We start from the raw sequence: 16,264 nt of genomic DNA on the forward strand, positions 1-16,264 counted from the left end.
TTTACTCTAGACGGCGCGTTTCGGTTTCGACTGATTGTACTGCGCCATCAGATCGTTGAACTTTTCGCCCTGGACGGCGATATGATCGCGCAGCGCACGCTCGGCCGCCCCGGCATTGCCGGCCTCGAGAGCGGCAACGATTGTCCGGTGCTCATCCATGGACTGCTTCATGCGCCCCCGTACACGCAACTGCATGCGCCGGAACGGCTGCAGGCGGCGTTGCAGCTTGCGCGCCTCGGCGGCGAGAAAACTGTTGCCGCTGGCCTCGTAGAGCAGATTGTGGAAGCGTTCATTCTCGCTGTAGTAGGCATCCGCATTGCCGCTGCCCAGCGCCGTCTCGCAATCCTCGGCGGCCTGTTTTATGGCGCCGAGGCCGTCATTGGTCAGGCGTCGCGCGGCAAGCCGCCCGCACATGCCTTCAAGCTCCGCCATCACCTCGAACATCTCGACCAGCTCGATGATGCCCGGATGGCGCACATAGGCGCCGCGGCGCGGAACAAGCTCCAGCAGGCCCGATGCGGCGAGCATCTGAAACGCCTCCCGCAGCGGGGTGCGGGAAACGGAAAACCGCTCCGACAGGCGGATTTCGTCGAGCCGTTCTCCATCGGCGAACGCACCGGTGATGATGAGCTGCTCGAGTGTCTCGCGGATTTTGTCTGCACGGCGCTGATCCATGGGCGGAGTTTAAACGCCAACCTACTAAGAATTCAATACTGCGTGTTTTGTATACAAAAATCTTGACATGGAATGCAAAATCGTTAGCGTCGTCGGCGCCGCGGCCGGGCATCGTGCGCTATATGATTGATGCGGAGCCCTTTCCACGCAAGCGCTGCATACTCAGCGAAGCCGACCCCGGTCCCTGGAGTTGATTGATGAACCGGTCCCGATTTTTATCCGACATACTGTCGACCATATTCGAACGCCGCTATTCCGCCTCGGCAGCCGAGGACAAGCGTCCCATCGAGGAGGTCTGCCGCTCGCTCCTGACCGGAGCCGGCGAGGTGTCCGGCCTCAAGCTGGCGCGCACCATCATTGCCCGCTACGGCGCGATGGACCCGCAGGAGAAAGAGGCGTTCTTCCGCTTCCTCACCGAGGAACTCGACGTCGACACCGATGCGGTGGAGGCGAGCGCCCGTCTTTACGGTTCCGAGCGCACGCCCGAGCACCTCGAGGCGCTGATCGGCACGGCGGAACCGGTACGCCAGGAGCTATTGCGCCGTATCAACCAGGTGCCCGGCGCCACCGCGCAGCTTGTCGCCATGCGGCTCGATCTGCTCGGTTTCCTCAAGGACAACCCGGCGTTCGGGCGCACCGATCTCGACTTCATTCATCTCTTCACATCCTGGTTCAACAGGGGGTTCCTCGTGCTGCGACGGATCGACTGGGACACGCCCGCCAATATCCTTGAGAAGATCATCGAATATGAAGCGGTGCACGCCATCGACGACTGGCACGATCTGCGGCGGCGGATCGAGCCGGAGGACCGCCACTGCTTCGCCTTCTTCCACCCGGTCATGCCGGACGAGCCGTTGATTTTCGTTGAGGTTGCGCTCGCCAAGGGCGTTCCCGGATCGGTGCAGGAGGTGCTCGCTGAGGAACGTGAAATTCTTTCAGAATCTCAGGCCGATACGGCGGTTTTTTATTCCATTTCCAACTGTCAGCGCGGCCTGCGCGGCATTTCCTTCGGCAATTCGCTGATCAAGCAGGTCGTCGAAGACCTGTCGCGCGACCTGCCGCACCTGAAGACCTTCGTGACACTGTCGCCGGTGCCGGGTCTCAATCGCTGGTTGCAGGGACTGAAGGAAGAGCGGCCCGACGGTGCGGTTTCGGAGATTTTGTCGGCGGTCGAACATGCGGAAAGGAGCGGCGATACGGATTCGCTTGACCATTTCGCGCCTGAAATGCGTTACCTTGCGACGCAATACCTTGTCGAGCAGAAGCGGCCCAACGGCCTGCCGCTCGATCCGGTGGCGCGCTTTCATCTCGGCAACGGTGCGCTGGTCCACGATGTGCACGCGCTTGCCGACATCTCGCCGAACGGATTGCGCCAGTCCAGCGGCGTGATGGTCAACTACCTTTACGATCTGTCGAAGGTCGAACAGAACCACGAAGAATTTGCCACCAATCAGACGGTCGCCCAGTCACGCACGATCCAGTCGATCCTGCGCGCCGGCTTCCCCGACAGGAAAACACGGAAAACCGCCAATGGCTAACCCGCTTTACGACGCGCTCTTCGCGCCGCATGCACAAAACACCGGTCCGTTCCTCTATCTGAAGGACGGCGGCCACATGACCTATGAGGCCTTCCTGCGCAAGGCAGCGCAGTTCGCGCATGTCATTGCCGATGCGGGCCTCGTCGCCGGCGACCGGCTGGCCGTCCAGGTGGCAAAGTCGCCGGAGGCGCTTGCGGTCTATGCGGCATGCGTGCGCAGCGGCGTGGTGTTCCTGCCGCTCAATACCGCCTATACGCCCGCAGAGATCGATTATTTCGTCGGCAATTCGGGCGCGAGGCTGCTGCTGTGCGACGCGGCGTCGGCGGATGCGCTGGCACCGGTTGCGGCGCAGAACGAGACGGCCCTGATGACCCTCAACGCGGACGGCTCCGGCAGTTTTCCGGAAGCGGCACGCGACAAGCCGGCCGACTTCGAGACCGCCGAGCGAAGCGGCGATGACCTTGCGGCATTTTTGTACACCTCCGGCACGACCGGGCGCTCCAAGGGCGCCATGCTGACGCAGGACAATCTCCTGTCCAACGCGCGAACGCTTGTCGACTACTGGCGCTTTTCCCAGGACGACGTATTGCTGCACGCGCTGCCGATCTTCCACACGCATGGGCTGTTCGTCGCCATGAATGTGAGCCTGCTGTCCGGATGCGCCGTGATCTTCCTTCCGGCCTTCAAGATCGACGACCTGATCGGCAACATGCCGAAAGCGACGGCGATGATGGGCGTTCCGACCTTCTATACGCGCCTTCTGGATGATCCGCGTTTCACCGGCGAACTGACCGGCCACATGCGTCTCTTCGTGTCAGGAAGCGCGCCGCTGCTCGCCGAAACCCATATCCAGTTCGAGGAACGGACCGGCCACCGCATCCTCGAGCGCTACGGCATGACCGAGACGAACATGAACACGTCCAATCCCTATGACGGCGAGCGCCGGGCCGGCACCGTCGGCTTCCCGCTGCCCGGCGTTGAGCTGCGCGTCGCAGAACCGTCGACCGGTGAAAGGCTCGCCGACGGCGAGATCGGCGTGATCGAGGTGCGCGGCCCCAACGTCTTTGCGGGATACTGGCAGATGCCGGAGAAGACGAAGGAGGAGTTCCGCGACGACGGCTTCTTCATCACTGGCGATCTCGGCAGGATCGACGCGGACGGCTATGTCCATATCGTCGGCCGGCAGAAGGACCTGATCATCTCCGGCGGCTACAACATCTATCCGAAGGAAATCGAATTGCTGCTCGACGAGCAGGACGGGGTGTTGGAATCGGCCGTCATCGGCGTGCCGCATCCCGACTTCGGCGAGGGTGTCGTCGGCGTCATCGTGCCCGAACCCGGCCGCGAACCGGACGCCGAGGCGCTGATGGCGGCGATTGGCGGGCAGATCGCCCGCTTCAAGCAGCCCAAGAAGCTGGTGGTTGTCGACGAATTGCCGCGCAACACGATGGGCAAGGTGCAAAAGAACGTGCTGCGTGACCGCTTCGGCGATTTGCTTGCCGGCTGACCGTCACCCGACCGGAATCAGGCCCGCGCGCCTTCGGGAATGGTCCGGGGCAGGGCGTTGAGCGCCTCGATGCTGAAACCGGCGATCTTCTTGTATTTCTCCGCATGGGCAGCCAGCTCTTCGTGGCTTGCCACGTCCTCGATCCTGTCGAACGTGCCGCCGCAGCGGTCCTCGATCATCTGCAGGACCGCATCCGGGCCGCTGCCGCGGTTCGTCAGCACGATGTTGCGCGTCGCCGGAAGCACCTCGGCCTCGTAGGCTTCCAGTGCGCTCGATGTCACGCCGTGATCGAGCATGGCGCGTCCGAGCTTGCGCGCATCGACGATCGCCTGGCTGGCGCCGTTGGAGCCGACGGGATAGGTGGCATGCGCCGCGTCGCCCATCAGCGTGACCGCACCCTCGGTCCAGCGCGCGATGGGGTCGCGGTCCACCATCGGGTATTCGAACACCTTCTCGGCGCTTTTGATCAGTGCCGGAATGTCGATCCAGTCGAAGGCCCAGTCCTTGAAGGCCGGGTAGAAGTCGCCGATATCGGCTTCTCGGTTCCAGTCCTCCTTGTTCCAGCCGGCATCCGGGTCATAAGTGAGTTCGGCGATCCAGTTCATGGTCACAAGGCCGGTTTCGGGATCCGGCTTCGAGATCGGGTAGGCGACGAGGCGCTGGGTCGCATGGCCGATGAGCGCCATGGATGCGCCGGTGCGAAATGGTTTCGCCTGCGATGTCGCGCGCCACAGCACCGCGCCGCCCCAAATCGGCTCGCCCTCGTTTGGCTCCAGCTGCGCACGCAGGGCCGAGTGGATGCCGTCGGCGCCGACGATCAATGAGCCTCGTTCGGTGCGCCTTGTGCCGTCGCCGGAATCGACGAGATGGAGGAGGGGCCCTTCGGCGCTGTTTTCAAAGCCGACAGCGCGCCACCCCGTTTCCAGGCATTGCGGGCCGGCGCGCTGCATCAGCTTGTCATAGAGGAGCATTTGCAGGGCGCCGCGGTGGATCGAATATTGCGGCCAGTTGTAACCTGCCCACTTGCCGCGCGGTTCGGTCCAGATCCTGAGCCCGTGCTTGGTGAAGAAGCCGTATTCCTGCGTCGCAACGGCGATGTCCTCAAGATCCGCCTCCAGGCCCAGATCGAACAGCTCGCGCACGGCATTGGGCTGCAGATTGATGCCGACACCGAGCGGCTTCAGCGCGGGAACGGCTTCGAAGATCTTGAACGGCACGCCAATCTGTTGGCAGGTCAGCGCCAGAGACAGGCCGGCGATTCCGGCACCGGCGATCAGTACGGTCATGCGATAGACGGATCTGGTCCGTTTCCCTGTTGCTGTATTGCGTCAAGATTAGTTTATGTGGTAAACAATTGTCAATATCCGTTTATGACATAAACAAAGAGGCCGTGATGCCTTCTGACAATGCTGCAACAGTTGAACCCCGGTCGAGCGAGCAATCGGGCGCCGTCGACTCCGGGATTCTGCACGACTTGCTCGGACATTTGCTCCGCCACGCATTCAACCGGGGGCAGGCCGTTTTTTCGGAGGTTTTTGAAGACGATGGCGTGACGCCGCTTCAATTCATGATCCTCGAACTGATTTCGAAGAATCCCGGCATCGCCCATTCGCGCATCTGCACTGCGATGGGAACGGCTGCCTCGGTCGTGACAACGACCATGAAGCCGCTGCTGGCTGCGGGAACGGTCGTCGGCCGCGCGTCGGAAACCGACAGGCGCGTGACGCGTTACCGGCTGTCGCAACGGGGTGAAAAATGGTTTGCGGACCTCCGCCCGAAGATCGCCGACTGCGAGGACCGCTTTGCCCGGTCGCTGACCGACAGGCAGCGCGCGGAGCTCATTGCGTCGTTAAAGCGCCTTTCCGGGATCGAAGACTAGTCGCCGGTCCCAAACGTCAGACATTTTGCCGGCAAACCCGTTCAGCTGCGGTTCATGAAGGCTATGCCAACTATTTCCCGATCCAACAGGGGTGGGACCATTGTTGAGCGAAACGCTTTCAAGTTATGTCCGGCGGGCGGACCCAGACGGCAGGCAATCAACGCCTGCAAGACGCCGGACATCCTCCCTCACTCCTGGAAATCGATTCACGGCGTGCCGCGCCGCCGGGGGCGCGATGTGCGCTGGCTGTGCCGTGTAGGAGAGCCGGCGTGATCACCGCCCTGATCATGCCGGTGGGGCGACCGGGCGCTCCAACAGGGGCGTCCGGTCAATTCTTGCGCACTGCATGAGAACACCGAGAAGCCAGGTGTGGAACGGATTCTTTTCGTCGCGGCGATGCCGCAGCGCCTGAATGGTGAACGTCCGAATCTCGATCGGCGGCGCCCGCCAGGCAAGGCCGAAAAGCGGTGCGAATTCTTCGACGAGGCTCTTCGGCAGCGTTCCGATCAGATCGCTTTGCGCCACCGTCGCCAGCGCCGGGAAGAACAACGGCACCGAGGCCACGACGCGTCTCGACATTCCGATTTTTTCAAGCGTCATGTCGACAATGCCCGTCATGTCGCCGACTTCAGACACGAGGATGTGCCGCGCGCCGGCATAGGATTCAACCGTCAGGTCGCCGCAGAAGAGCGGATGTCCCTTGCGCGCAATGACCCGGTACTCCTCGGTGTAAAGCGTGTCGGACAAAAGGTCCTTTCCGTAATCCCAGTAGTAGCCGATGGCGAAATCGATATCGCCGTCGGACACCGCGCGCATGGCTGCATCGCGCCCGAGTTCAAGACTGGAAAGACGCATGCGCGGCGCCGATATGCCCAGCCGCGCGACCAGCGGCGGAACGAGCCGCGACAGGATGTTGTCTCTTCCGGCAATGCGAATCACCCGTGTGCTGTTGTTCGGCTCGAATGTGTCCGGCGCCGCCAGGGTGTTGTTGAGGGTCTCGACAACGTGCCGGACATTCGGCTCGAGCGCATTGGCAACCGCTGTCGGCTCCAGTCCGTGTGCGCGGCGAAGAAAAAGCGGGTCGGCGAATATCTCCCGCAGTCGCCGGAGCGAATGGCTGATGGAGGACTGCGTTAGTCCCAGTTCGCCCGCGACGGACACCGCCTTTCGGTGGCGCATCAGACCGAGGAACACCAGCAGCAGCGTCAGGTCGATCTTCCTGAGTTTAGTTTGATCAATATCACTCATGAGGCGAATTTGATTTTTTCACATTCAATCGTGCTCTATCATGGTCGCGGTACGGGGAACAGGAAAATCAGCCGCAATGGATATCGCTGTCATCGGCGCCCAAAGCGTCGGAAAAGCCTTGGCCGGGTCGTTGAAGCGTGCCGGTCATTCATGATCTGATTTTTGCCCGCAAGAAATTGTGCAGGTGTGCGCCTCTTGCACAATTCGGGCAACCGGACGCCTCCTTGGCGTCCGGTTTTTATTTTGGCCCGGCGGGCCGCCACGGACCCGTTCAGGGCAGCGGAATGAACTCGTCTGTGTCGCCCGGCGGGAGCTGGAAGCGCCCGTGCTCCCAGTCGCCTTCCGCCCAGGCTTCCTTGGCGGCGTCGATCTTGTCGCGCGACGAGGCGACGAAGTTCCACCAGATGTAGCGCGGCCCTGACAGTGTGTCGCCGCCGAGCAGCATGATGCGTGCGCCGCCGGATCCCGCCTTCACGGTGATGGCATCGCCGGGACGAAACACCATCATGCGACCGCTTTCGAAGCTGTCGCCGGCGATCTCGACGGAACCGTCGACGACATAGATGCCGCGGTCCTCGTGATCGTCCGGCAACGGCAGCAGCGCGCCGGCCTCCAGCACGGCGTCCGCGTAGAACATGTTGGTGAAGGTCGAAACGGGTGCCCGCTCGCCCCACGCATTGCCGAGCACGAGGCGGACCTCCTTGCCTTCGCCCTGCAGCACGGGCAGCGCGTCCTTGCCGTGGTGCTCGAAGGCCGCGTCCGTTTCCTCATGGGACTCCGGCAGCGCAACCCATGTCTGGATGCCGAACAGGCTGCTCGGCGCCCGCCGCGTCTCCGCACTCGTACGCTCGGAATGGGTGATGCCGTTGCCGGCAATCATCCAGTTGACCTCGCCCGGATGGATCATCTGGTCGGTCCCCAGCGAGTCGCGATGATGAAACTCGCCGCGAAACAGATAGGTGACCGTGCCCAGCCCGATATGCGGATGCGGGCGCACGTCGATGCCCTGTCCGGTGACGAATTCAGCGGGCCCCGCCTGGTCGAAAAAGATGAAAGGTCCGACCATCTGCCGCCGCGGCGCCGGCAGGGCGCGGCGCACCTCAAAGCCGCCGAGATCGCGGGCCCGCGGAATGATCACGGTTTCGATGCTGTCGAGATTGCCCGCCTCTGGGCAGTTCGGCTCAAGCGCAGGGTTCCAACTCATGATTTTCTCCTTTGCCCGAATATGCGTGCGATCGGCCCGCGTTCAACACGGGCCGCAAGTGACGCACTGTTCATTGATCCCGCAGACAGCGCCTGGCCGAGAGCTTCCTTAACCCCGGTACGTGAGGCTTCCTTAACCTCTGCGCGGGATAATGGCGCCGCATTGCCGCGACCTGCGGACAGTGCACGCGCCCTAAGCCAGGACCGGACGGCGAACGCCATGCTGTCGATCGACAAGACACATTATCGCACGGAGCTGGAAGACTCGTTCGACTTTCGAAGCGACGGGTATGTGGACCTGTTCGAGCGCGCGTCGGCCTATGCGTTCCAGCATCCTGTCTGGCTCGACGCGTTCTACCGGCACCTGGCGCCGGCGCGTGCCGCCGAGCCCGTCGTGCTGTCGGTCCGCCGTGTCCATGACGGGTCGCTCCAGTGTGTGGTGCCGATGATCATGCGCATGAAGCGTGGCTTTCGCCTGCTCGAGATGACCGATCTCGGTGTCGGCGATTATGCCAGCGCGGTGGCCACAGCGGATTTCTGGGCGGATCTCGAGCAGGATGAAGAACTGCAGCAATCGCTCCGCTCGGCACTGCCGGACTTCGACCTGCTGCGCGCCCGGCCGGTCCGCGAGGAGGACTGCGGCCGGTTCAGCCTGCTTTTCGGCTGCGATCCGGAGCCGCTCGGCTTTTCCGCGCACGCCGTCACGCTGGCACGGCCGTTCGCCGATTGGCGAAAGGAAACGCTGAACGGATCGCTGCGGAAGATGATTGACCGCAAATCGCGAAAACTGAGGCGCGAGCATGCGGTCGTGCTTGAACAGGTCGGTGACGCTGCTGACATCCGGCAAGCGATTGTTGATCTGGCGCAGTTGCGGTCCGGCCGATTTGAAGGCGACGTCATCCACCAGGATTTCGCGCGCGCATTCTACAGCGAGGTCGCCGAGGTTGGCGCGCGCGAAGGCATGGCGAGCACCTGGCGGCTAGCGGTGGATGGCGACACGGCCGGCATTGTCTTCGGCCTGACCAACGCCGGGCGTTTCTACTATCTTCTGATCGGCTGCGACTACGAGCGTTTCGGACAGTTTTCGCCAGGCCTGCAGCTCTATGACGGCATCATGGAAGACTGGTCGGGCAGGGACGGGGCCTGCTTCGATTTCACCATCGGCGATGAGGATTTCAAGATGAAGTTCGGCACCGCTCCCACCGCCATGTTCGCGTTTGTCAAAACGGGTAGCCTTCTTGGCGCCCTCGCGCGGCGGGCGCTGACCTGGCGGCACAATTCCTGATTTCACCGTTTCGGGGGAGATTGATGGCCACAGACGACCTGCTTTCCAATTCAGTGATCATTGCCGCCCATCCGGACGATGAACTGCTGTGGTTCGGCGCCATCTTAAAAAAAGTCGACCGCGTGATCATGGTCTACGAGGACTTTTGGCCGAATCCCGAGGTCGGCAATGCGCGCGCGGCGGTGCTCGACGACTATCCACGCGCGGGTGTCACGTCATTGCGCATCGCCGAGGCGGCGACCCACAGCTGCGCCGACTGGAACGACCCGAAACTGAGCGAATACGGCATAGAACTCGGTTTCGAGGCGACAAAGCGGGACCTGAAGCAGTCCGTCAAGCGTCTCCTGGGAAAGAGCCGTGCTCCGCGGGGCGGCATCAATGCGCACTACAAGCAAAATTTCGAGCGCGTCTACACGGCATTGAAACCGCTGCTGATGCCAGAAATGAATGTCTTCACCCACAATCCGTGGGGCGAATACGGTCACGAGGACCACATTCAGGTCTTCCGGGCCGTCGACAGGCTTCGCGGCGAGATCGGCTTTACCCAGTGGATGACCAACTATTGCACCGATCGCTCGTTGCCGCTGGCGATGACCTATACGCAGGATGACAACAGGGATTACATCCAGTTCCCGGTCGACGGGACCTATGCCGACACGGTCGCCGACGTGTACCGCAAGCACGGCTGCTGGACCTGGGCGGACAACTGGCGCTGGTTTCCGTTCGAACTCTACTGCCGCGCGCCGCGGCAGCAGAGCGGCGGCGGCCTTGAGCCGGGCCTGCTGCCTTTGAACCTGTTCAAATTTGCAGCCTGACCCAAAAGAAAACGGGCACGCGACTGCGTGCCCGGAATCTCTTGTCGATGCTCCGGTTCAGAGCTGCAACTGGTAGGAGGCCGGAACGTAGCGGAACCCGTCTCCGCGTGTTTCCACATAGCCGAGAGCCGGGAACGGCATGTGATAGCCGACGAAGGGAATCTTGTCCGAGGCCAGCATGCCGAGCACCTTGCGCCGCTGGGCCGCCGCGCCTTCCTTGTTCATATCGAAAAGCACCTCCCAGTCAGGATAGGCGAGCGACCAGACATAATGATTGGCAAGGTCTGCCGTCAGCAACAGTTGGCCGCCGTCGCTTTCGATCATGTACACCATGTGGCCGGGTGTGTGGCCGAATGCTTCCATCGCTGTGATGCCGGTGACGACGTTGTCGCCGTCCTTCACAAAGGTCGTTTTCTCGGCAAGCGGCTTGACGTTCTTGGCGACAAGCGGTCCGGCGCCGCCTTCAGCGCCTTCGGTGGTCCAGAAGTTGTATTCCGCCTCACCGGTCACATAGCGGGCATTGGGAAATGTCGGGCCGTTCTCGCCCATCAGTCCGCCAATATGGTCGGGGTGCATGTGGGTGATCACGACAACGTCGATCTGGTCCGGTGTGTAGCCCGCGCTCGCCAATGCCCCGACGGTATTCCCGCCGCCGCCGGCGCCAAGACCCGTGTCGAACAGGACGAGTTCGTTCCCGGTGTTGATGACAGTCGGTGTGAAGAAGAACCGCGTCTTGTCGGCGGGTATGAAGTTCTCCGCCGAGACCGTGCCGAATTCCTCGGCCGATACATTCATGCCGAAAATGCCCTGCGGGTTGTCCCGCGTGATTGATGCGTCTTGAAGCGTGTTCACTTCAAAGCCGCCGACCTTGAACCGCGCGAACGGCGTTCCTCCTCCGGATTGCATCGGCGCGGCGGCAAGCGCCGGTGCGGCACCCGCCAGACCGGCGGCCAGCGGCAATGCGGATGCGCCGAGAAGGGCCGAACGCCGCGTGATTGTGACTTCAGTCATGGTGTTCCCTTTCAGTTGAGGCTATTGCATTGGGCAGGTGAAGCATCAGACTGGCAGTTAGCGCGACGGTTGCTTCAGGCAAGGGCCGGGACACTGTGTGCTGCAACGGAGACAATTTGTGATGACGAGACGCGAATTCCTGGGTTCGACCGCGGCGGTGACATTCGCACCGGCGGCCTTTGCGTCGGGCGGCGGTGCGGATGGCGATTCAACAGAGCGGGCCTCGTTTTATATGCCCGAAGAAAGCCTGCCACACCTGCGCACCTTCATGCAGTGGCCTGCCAGCCGCACGGTTCATCCGGACCGCCAATTCCTGCGGATCCTCCAGGAGACAATCGCCGACATCGCCAACACGGTCGCCGAGTTCGAACCCGTTGTCATGCTGATGCCGCAAGCGAGCGAGGAAGCGGCCCGCCGGCTGCTGGCCGGGACCGTCGAAATCTGGCCGATCCCCACGGAGGACCTGTGGTGCCGGGACAGCGGCCCGGTATTCGTCACGGATGGTTCCGGAGATCTGGCGATCAGCCAGCTCAATTTCAACGGCTGGGGAAACAAGCAGGTGCACGCCAATGACGGCCTGGTCGCGCAAAGAGTTGCGGAGCGGCTCGGCCTGCGCGTGATCGATTCCGGCGTTGTCGGCGAAGGAGGGGGTGTCGAAACGGACGGCGAGGGAACCCTCCTTGCGCACGAGAGCAGCTGGGTCAATCCCAACCGCAACGATTTGCCGAAGCATGAAATCGAGCGGCGGCTCCTGGGCGCGCTTGGCGCCGACAAGATGATCTGGGCGCCGGGGATCGCCGGTGCCGACATAACCGACTACCACATCGATTCACTGGCGCGCTTCACCGCGCCCGGAAAGGTGCTGATACAGTTACCGCAGGCGGTCGATCCCGAAGATCCCTGGTCGGCCGCGGCCTTCGAGACGTATGACATTTTGCGGGCGGCGACGGACATGTCTGGACAGCCGCTGGAAGTGGCGGTTGTTCCCGAGCCCGTCGGCATACGCGTCGAGGACGACGAGTTCGTTGCGTCCTATGTCAACTACTATGTCTGCAACGGTGCGGTTATTGCCGCCGAATTCGGCGACAGCGAAACGGACAGCGAGGCCGAGCGTCTGCTGAAGGAGCTCTATCCCGGGCGCGAGATCGTTTCGCTCAACGTAGACCCGGTCGGGGAAATGGGCGGCGGCATTCATTGCGCCACGCAACAGCAGCCGCTGGTTTAGAGATTAGACAAGCGGCAGGGCGCCGGTCAGCCGGTCGATGTCGTGCGCTTCGTCGGGGCCAAGGCCAAGTGCCGTGATCGTGCCGGCGGGGATCACGGTCTTTCCCGCATCCCGGACGAGGCTCGCCGCGATGCCGCGGCCCTCGGCCAGCGCGAAAATCTCCTGCAGGGCTTCCGGCGATGGTGCTGACAGCACGATCTTCGGCATGCCGTCTCCGATCCAGTCCTGCTGGATTTCGGGATCCGCCTCGAGATATGCGGACACCGAAGCGTGGGCGACCTGCGCGGCAAGCTTGCCGGGCGGCAGATCGAGTGCGCTATTGACGACGATGACCTGTTTCATGAGGCTATAGTGACCATTCGACCGATCATCTGGCAACCGCCGGACAGGGGAAGACGCCGATGCTGACCGTTCTTGGCCGACGCAGTTCAATCAACGTGCAGAAGGTGGCCTGGCTACTGGCCGAACTTGACGTGCCGCATCGCCACATCGAACTCGGCGGGGACTTCGGCGGGCTCGACACGCCGGAATTCCGCATGATGAATCCGCACGGCAAGGTGCCGGTCCTCAAGGACGGCGACCGGGTTGTCTGGGAATCGCACGCGATCCTGCGCTACCTTGCGGCGATGCACGGAGAAGGGCGGTTCTGGAGCGATGATCCCGCCGAACGCGCGCAGGTCGATCAGTGGATGGAGTGGTCCGAAACGGTCCTGCAGAAGGACTTCATCGGCGGCGTTTTCTGGGGATTCTACAGAACGCCCGAAGAACAGAGAGACTGGAGGTTCATCCACCGCAGCGTCGAGCAATGCGCGCAGCATTTTACATTACTGGACGAAATGGTGGGCGACGACGGCAATCTCCTTGGCGACGACCTGACACTGGCCGACATCACGGTGGGCGTGCACCTCTACCGCTACTTCAATCTCGACATAAAGCGGCCGGATATCCCCGGCATTTCGGCCTGGTACGAGCGGCTTCAACAGCGCGACGGGTTTCGCGAGCATGTCATGGTGCCGTTCGACGAACTATCCGGGAAAATGGCATTTTAACGGCCGCGCCCTTGAAACGGCATCCCCGCATAGCCATGTGGTGATTGCGCGGACGGCCACGCAGTTCAACGGAAATTCTGATGAGGACGACCTTATCGCCATTATGGAGATTAGGTATGGCGTGGATTTTTCTCTTTCTTGCCGGACTGCTCGAAATCGGATGGGCCGTCGGCCTCAAATATACGGACGGCTTTCGGCTGCCCGTTCCCACCGCTCTGACGATCTGCGCGATAATCGCCAGTCTTGCACTTCTCGGATTGTCGCTGCGCACACTGCCGCTCGGAACCGCCTACGCCATGTGGACCGGAATCGGCACCATGGGCACGGTAATTGTCGGCATCCTGCTTTTCAGCGAACCGGCAACCGCCATACGCCTCGGCTGCATCGGCCTGATCGTGATGGGCATCGCCGGGCTTAAACTCACGAGCTGAGCCGATTTGCCGTTTAGTTGTGGACTTTGCCCGATCTCGAGATCCAGTAGCCGAGCAGTGGGAACAGAAACAGCTCGGCTACTAGCGATGGAAGAACCGAGAGACTGAACAGCGTTCTGAAATCAAGGCCGCTGAGACGGGCAATGCCGCCCACAAATATAACGCCGCATAGCACAATCAGCACATTTCGCAGTCGCTGCAACGCAAAGGCGCCGGCAAGAAAGACAAATCCGATCCCGAGCCAGACACCGCCGAGGAAACGGAAATGGCTGTCCTGGGTTCGGAAGGCAGAGGTATCGACCACTTCGACGAAATCTGTCGGACCCTGCCAGCCGAGCGTCTTGATGCCGCCGAAACCGACATTGAAACCCAGGAATATGATCACGACGCCAACAATCGCCAGCAAAATGCGCAACGGCAGAATGGGGTTTTTCAGGGAGACCATGCGACCTCGCTTTTACGCTCTGTCGATTCGTTACTGAATTTCCGGGACACGCACAAGCTCAACGTGCGGTATTCAACGTCACCACCGGCAGGGCGACACGGAATGAGCCGCAATAGCCTGTCCCGCATACAGTCTCCCCGGTCGGCAATACCGCCGATGACGCAATCAAATGACAGCGACGCGCCCGATTGGGCAATTTTTTGTCTCCGGCGACCGATTTTTTCTATTGAAATTGCGGATGTTGGAACGGTTTCGCCCGGCCGGACGAATAATCTGGATTTCATTCCGGCTTCGTGTCTATACTCCCGCCAAGGTTCGCGAGAGGGTAATGCGAACCACCATAAAAACGGGAGTATTTCATGTCACTTCGTAGAAGCTTACTAGGGGCAACGCTTCTGACCGGCCTGCTCGCAACGCAGGCCTATGCTGAAAACACATTCAAATTCGCATTCCAGGGTACGCTCAAGTCTCTTGACCCGTATTCGCTCAACGAGACCTTTACGCTCGGAACTCTGAACAACGTCTATGAGGGTCTGACCCGGCGCGGGCCGGATCTTCAGATCAGGCCGGCGCTCGCCGAAAGCTGGGAAGTCGTCGAGCCGACCCGGTGGCGCTTTCATCTGCGCAAGGATGTGAAGTTCCACAACGGCAATGATTTCACTGCCGCAGACGTGGTCTTCTCCGCCGACCGTGTGCGTTCTGAAGGTTCGGACCTGAAGACCCGCATCCCGGCGGACGCGAAATTTGAGATCGTCGACGACCACACTGTGGATGTCGTCCTGACGTCGCCGAACCCGATCCTTCACTATGAGTGGGACACCTGGGGCATCATCGACAAGGAATGGGCCGAGGCCAACGACTCCGTTCGCGTGACGTCGGCTTCCGACCAGTCTGCCACGACCATTTCGCTGCAGGCCAACGGAACGGGTCCGTTCAAGATCACCAATCACGACGCCGGCGTGAAGACGACGCTGGCAGCCAATCCGGACTGGTGGGATGCGGCCAACAAGAAGTACAATGTCGACACGATCGAGTTCGCAACCATCGCATCGGATGCGACGCGCGTTGCCGCGCTGCTGTCCGGTGAAATGGACCTCGTCTATCCGATCCCGGTTCAGGACATCAAACGCGTCAACGACAACGCCGCAACCGCGGCGCTGACCGGTCCGGAGCTGCGCACCATCTTCCTTGGCATGGACCAGATGCGCGACGAACTGCTCTACTCGAACATCAAGGGGAAGAACCCGTTCAAGGACCAACGGGTCCGCGAGGCCTTCTACCACGCCATCGATATCGAGGCGATCAAAGAGAAGGTGATGCGTAACCTGTCGACACCGTCGTCAATCATGATCTCGCCGTTCATGTTCGACAACGCCTCCAAGATTGCCCGCCTCGGCTACGATCCGGACGCTTCCAAGAACCTTCTCAAGGAAGCCGGCTATGCGGACGGGTTCGAGGTTGGCATGGACTGCCCGAACGACCGTTACGTCAATGACGAGGCGATCTGCCAGGCGGTTGTCGCGATGCTCGCACGCGTCGGCATCAAGGTGAACCTCAATGCCCAGCCGAAGGCCCAGTACTTCGCCAAGGTGCTGGCGTCGGGCGGTTTCGACACGTCCTTCTACCTGCTTGGCTGGACACCGGGTTCCTTCGACTCGTGGAACGTTCTGAGCAACCTGCACGGCTGTCGTGACGAGGCCGGCAATGGCGGTATGTTCAACCTCGGCGGCTACTGCAACGAGGACGTCGATTCGCTGACCGCGCAGATCCTGGTTGAGAACGATCCGAACAAGCGTCTCGACCTGATCACCCAGGCCTATCAGATCACCACTGCTGAATCGGCCTATATCCCGCTTCACCAGCAGGGTCTTGCCTGGGGCGTCTCGGACGGCTTCGACGTCGTCCAGCGCGCTGACAACGTTCTCATGCTCTATCACGTCAACAAGAAATAAA

The 16,264-nt window shown here is 61.5% G+C and carries 16 protein-coding genes; 9 read left to right on the forward strand and 7 right to left on the reverse strand.

Annotated features, from left to right (window positions below; translation table 11 throughout):
• Positions 1 to 6 precede the first annotated feature (6 nt).
• Positions 7 to 675 (reverse strand): GntR family transcriptional regulator, encoded by a 669-nt coding sequence (locus tag E4M07_RS14015; protein WP_136658963.1) that lies wholly within the window; start codon positions 673 to 675, stop codon positions 7 to 9.
• A gap of 197 nt (positions 676 to 872) precedes the next feature.
• On the opposite strand from E4M07_RS14015, the gene E4M07_RS14020 reads away from it, so the two are divergent.
• Positions 873 to 2,213, forward strand: coding sequence for a malonyl-CoA decarboxylase (locus E4M07_RS14020; protein WP_136658964.1), 1,341 nt, complete (start codon positions 873 to 875; stop codon positions 2,211 to 2,213).
• On the forward strand, positions 2,206 to 3,720 hold the full coding sequence (locus E4M07_RS14025) for a malonyl-CoA synthase (RefSeq protein ID WP_136658965.1): 1,515 nt from the start codon (positions 2,206 to 2,208) through the stop codon (positions 3,718 to 3,720). Before E4M07_RS14020 ends, E4M07_RS14025 begins: the two co-directional genes overlap by 8 nt.
• Positions 3,721 to 3,737: 17 nt before the next feature.
• Here E4M07_RS14025 and E4M07_RS14030 read toward each other — a convergent pair whose 3' ends face one another.
• The gene (locus E4M07_RS14030; protein WP_136658966.1) at positions 3,738 to 5,006 is read right to left on the reverse strand and encodes a flavin-dependent oxidoreductase; all 1,269 of its coding nucleotides are present in this window, start codon (positions 5,004 to 5,006) and stop codon (positions 3,738 to 3,740) included.
• A gap of 29 nt (positions 5,007 to 5,035) precedes the next feature.
• Between E4M07_RS14030 and E4M07_RS14035 the strand changes: the two genes are divergently transcribed.
• Entirely contained in the window at positions 5,036 to 5,599 is a 564-nt protein-coding gene (locus tag E4M07_RS14035; protein ID WP_136658967.1) for a MarR family transcriptional regulator, read from the forward strand.
• A 285-nt stretch (positions 5,600 to 5,884) separates the two neighbouring features.
• Here the strand turns inward: E4M07_RS14035 and E4M07_RS14040 are convergent, their stop codons facing one another.
• Positions 5,885 to 6,847, reverse strand: a complete 963-nt coding sequence (locus tag E4M07_RS14040) for a LysR family transcriptional regulator (RefSeq protein ID WP_136658968.1) — start codon at positions 6,845 to 6,847, stop codon at positions 5,885 to 5,887.
• A gap of 271 nt (positions 6,848 to 7,118) precedes the next feature.
• On the reverse strand, positions 7,119 to 8,051 hold the full coding sequence (locus E4M07_RS14045) for a pirin family protein (RefSeq protein WP_136658969.1): 933 nt from the start codon (positions 8,049 to 8,051) through the stop codon (positions 7,119 to 7,121).
• 219 nt (positions 8,052 to 8,270) lie between these two features.
• Here E4M07_RS14045 and E4M07_RS14050 point away from each other — a divergent pair, with 219 nt between their 5' ends.
• Both E4M07_RS14050 and E4M07_RS14055 read left to right on the forward strand, forming a co-directional pair.
• Positions 8,271 to 9,335, forward strand: coding sequence for a GNAT family N-acetyltransferase (locus tag E4M07_RS14050; protein WP_169054217.1), 1,065 nt, complete (start codon positions 8,271 to 8,273; stop codon positions 9,333 to 9,335).
• 23 nt (positions 9,336 to 9,358) lie between these two features.
• Positions 9,359 to 10,150: a PIG-L family deacetylase gene (locus E4M07_RS14055; protein WP_136658971.1), complete on the forward strand. Its 792-nt coding sequence runs from the start codon at positions 9,359 to 9,361 to the stop codon at positions 10,148 to 10,150.
• A gap of 57 nt (positions 10,151 to 10,207) precedes the next feature.
• On the opposite strand, the gene E4M07_RS14060 is transcribed toward E4M07_RS14055, so the two are convergent.
• On the reverse strand, positions 10,208 to 11,161 hold the full coding sequence (locus tag E4M07_RS14060) for an MBL fold metallo-hydrolase (RefSeq protein WP_136658972.1): 954 nt from the start codon (positions 11,159 to 11,161) through the stop codon (positions 10,208 to 10,210).
• A 121-nt stretch (positions 11,162 to 11,282) separates the two neighbouring features.
• On the opposite strand from E4M07_RS14060, the gene E4M07_RS14065 reads away from it, so the two are divergent.
• Positions 11,283 to 12,386, forward strand: coding sequence for an agmatine deiminase family protein (locus E4M07_RS14065; protein ID WP_136658973.1), 1,104 nt, complete (start codon positions 11,283 to 11,285; stop codon positions 12,384 to 12,386).
• A 3-nt stretch (positions 12,387 to 12,389) separates the two neighbouring features.
• On the opposite strand, the gene pth2 is transcribed toward E4M07_RS14065, so the two are convergent.
• Complete coding sequence (pth2, locus tag E4M07_RS14070) at positions 12,390 to 12,728, reverse strand: aminoacyl-tRNA hydrolase (RefSeq protein ID WP_136658974.1); 339 nt, start codon at positions 12,726 to 12,728, stop codon at positions 12,390 to 12,392.
• A 59-nt stretch (positions 12,729 to 12,787) separates the two neighbouring features.
• Here pth2 and E4M07_RS14075 point away from each other — a divergent pair, with 59 nt between their 5' ends.
• Both E4M07_RS14075 and E4M07_RS14080 read left to right on the forward strand, forming a co-directional pair.
• Positions 12,788 to 13,435, forward strand: coding sequence for a glutathione S-transferase family protein (locus E4M07_RS14075; protein WP_136658975.1), 648 nt, complete (start codon positions 12,788 to 12,790; stop codon positions 13,433 to 13,435).
• 116 nt (positions 13,436 to 13,551) lie between these two features.
• Complete coding sequence (locus E4M07_RS14080; protein WP_136658976.1) at positions 13,552 to 13,866, forward strand: multidrug efflux SMR transporter; 315 nt, start codon at positions 13,552 to 13,554, stop codon at positions 13,864 to 13,866.
• 13 nt (positions 13,867 to 13,879) lie between these two features.
• Here the strand turns inward: E4M07_RS14080 and E4M07_RS14085 are convergent, their stop codons facing one another.
• Positions 13,880 to 14,311, reverse strand: a complete 432-nt coding sequence (locus E4M07_RS14085; RefSeq protein ID WP_136658977.1) for a DUF4345 domain-containing protein — start codon at positions 14,309 to 14,311, stop codon at positions 13,880 to 13,882.
• A 359-nt stretch (positions 14,312 to 14,670) separates the two neighbouring features.
• Between E4M07_RS14085 and E4M07_RS14090 the strand changes: the two genes are divergently transcribed.
• Positions 14,671 to 16,263 carry an ABC transporter substrate-binding protein gene (locus E4M07_RS14090; protein WP_136658978.1) on the forward strand — a complete coding sequence of 531 codons (1,593 nt, stop codon included), beginning with the start codon at positions 14,671 to 14,673 and terminating at the stop codon, positions 16,261 to 16,263.
• Position 16,264 lies beyond the last annotated feature (1 nt).

The organism is Nitratireductor sp. XY-223, assembly GCF_004959855.1.
Taxonomy (GTDB): domain Bacteria; phylum Pseudomonadota; class Alphaproteobacteria; order Rhizobiales; family Rhizobiaceae; genus Hoeflea_A.